We start from the raw sequence: 2286 nt of genomic DNA, 5'->3' as shown, positions 1-2286 counted from the left end.
GCATTCAACGGTACGGCCTGGTCGGCGCACACGATCGCGACTGTGGCGGAGTGCCCGAACCGGGTGCTCGTCCTGATCGATGAGAGCACGCAGAGGCTGCGCACCTTTGCCACGTATCCGAAGGCGACTGGCACCACGAACGCTGGTGTCTGCACCAGCTCGGGGGGTGCGATCTACGAGAAGTCCACGCCGCTAAGCAACATCAACTTCACCACCGCGACGAAAACGGCTCGTATCGTGGACGCCGACCAATATGTCCACAACGTGACGTCGACGAAGCAGAACCTCAACAGTACGGCACGGGGCACGGCCAACAGCGGTCTGCTGGTGCTCGCCGATGTGAATGCCACAAGCCGCTACTGGCACTTTTACGACCCCAGCGGCGGCGGTGGTGGTGGTGATACGACGGCCCCGACCGTGACGGCTACGTCTCCGGCTGATGGTGCGACGGGTGTGGGGGTGACGGCCAATGTGACGGGGACCTTCTCGGAGGCGATGAATGCGTCGACGGTCACGTCGGCCACGTTCACGCTGAAGACCGGGACGACGACGATACCGGCCGCTGTGTCGTACAACAGCACGGACAGGGTTGCGACGTTGAACCCGGGTGCGGATCTGGCCGCCAGTACGACGTACACGGCGACGATCGATGTTGGGGTGAAGGATGCTGCCGGTAACGCGTTGGCGTCGGCCAGGACCTGGACCTTCACCACGGCTTCAGCGGGCGGCGGCACGTCGGAGACCGTCACGCTCACGGCCACCGCTGACACCTATGTGGCGAGCGGGGCGACGGGGACGAACTATGGCACGAGCACCATATTGGGTGTGGACAACAGCCCTGTGGAGGCCACGTACTTGAAGTTCGACCTGTCGGCGTATGCGGGCAGGACGCTGGAGAGTGCGACGTTGCAGCTGCGTAGCGCCGGGAGTGGGTCGACGGGCACGCAGAACGTCAAGCTCGTCGCTGATGACAGCTGGGCCGAGAGCGGGCTCACGTACAGCAGCCGTCCGGCGCTCGGCACCAGCATCGGCACGCTCGGCCCGACAACGTCCAACACCGGCTACAGCGTTCCGCTGACGGTCAGCGGCCTGTCCGGTGAGCTCGGCCAACAGCTCACCCTTGGTATGGACTCCAGCAGCAGCGACGGCCTGGACCTCAACTCCAAGGAGGCTGGCAGCACGCTCGCGCCCAAGCTGGTGCTAACGCTCGGCGGCCTCGGCCTCGGCGGCGGTGGTGGTGTTGATACGACGGCCCCGACCGTGACGGCTACGTCTCCGGCGGCTGGTGCGACAGGTGTGGGGGTGACGGCCAATGTGACGGGGACCTTCTCGGAGGCGATGAATGCGTCGACGGTCACGTCGGCCACGTTCACGCTGAAGACCGGGACGACGACGGTACCGGCCGCTGTGTCGTACAACAGCACGGACAGGGTTGCGACGTTGAACCCGGGTGCGGATCTGGCCGCCAGTACGACGTACACGGCGACGATCGATGTTGGGGTGAAGGATGCTGCCGGTAACGCGTTGGCGTCGGCCAGGACCTGGACCTTCACCACGGCTTCAGCGGGCGGCGGCACGTCGGAGACCGTCACGCTCACGGCCACCGCTGACACCTATGTGGCGAGCGGGGCGACGGGGACGAACTATGGCACGAGCACCATGTTGGGTGTGGACAACAGCCCTGTGGAGGCCACGTACTTGAAGTTCGACCTGTCGGCGTATGCGGGCAGGACGCTGGAGAGTGCGACGTTGCAGCTGCGTAGCGCCGGGAGTGGGTCGACGGGCACGCAGAACGTCAAGCTGGTCGTTAGTGACAGCTGGACCGAGAGCGGGCTCACGTTCAGCAGCCGTCCGGCGCTCGGCACCAGCATCGGCACGCTCGGCCCGACAACGTCCAACACCGGCTACAGCGTTCCATTGACGGTCAGCGGCTTGTCCGGTGAGCTCGGCCAACAGCTCACCCTTGGTATGGACTCCAGCAGCAGCGACGGCCTGGACCTCAACTCCAAGGAGGCTGGCAGCACGCTCGCGCCCAAGCTGGTGCTAACGCTGAAGAACTAGGCGGACACTGTCAACACGGCCGAGACCGTCCACACCATCCGACCGGCACCACCCAGTCAAGGGGACGACCATGCACGGAGAACAGCTTGCGCGTCACGCGCGTCACGCGGTGACGAGCGGGCTCGATGCGACCGGCGGCACGGGCCGCTCTGGCCGTACCGGGGGGCGCTGGAGGGCGCGTGAGGTGTGGTGTGCGTTGGCGGGTGTTGTGTCGTTGGCGCTTGC

1 protein-coding gene is annotated in these 2286 nt (G+C 65.8%); it reads left to right on the top strand.

Annotation, left to right across the window (positions count from 1 at the left end):
- On the top strand, positions 1-2061 hold a 2061-nt coding region (locus J2W14_RS21135; RefSeq protein WP_307466205.1), incomplete at its 5' end, for an Ig-like domain-containing protein.
- Positions 2062-2286 lie beyond the last annotated feature (225 nt).

It is taken from the genome of Pseudarthrobacter oxydans (assembly GCF_030812335.1).
Lineage (GTDB): Bacteria > Actinomycetota > Actinomycetes > Actinomycetales > Micrococcaceae > Arthrobacter > Arthrobacter oxydans_B.
This window is presented reverse-complemented; position numbering and strand designations above follow the sequence as displayed.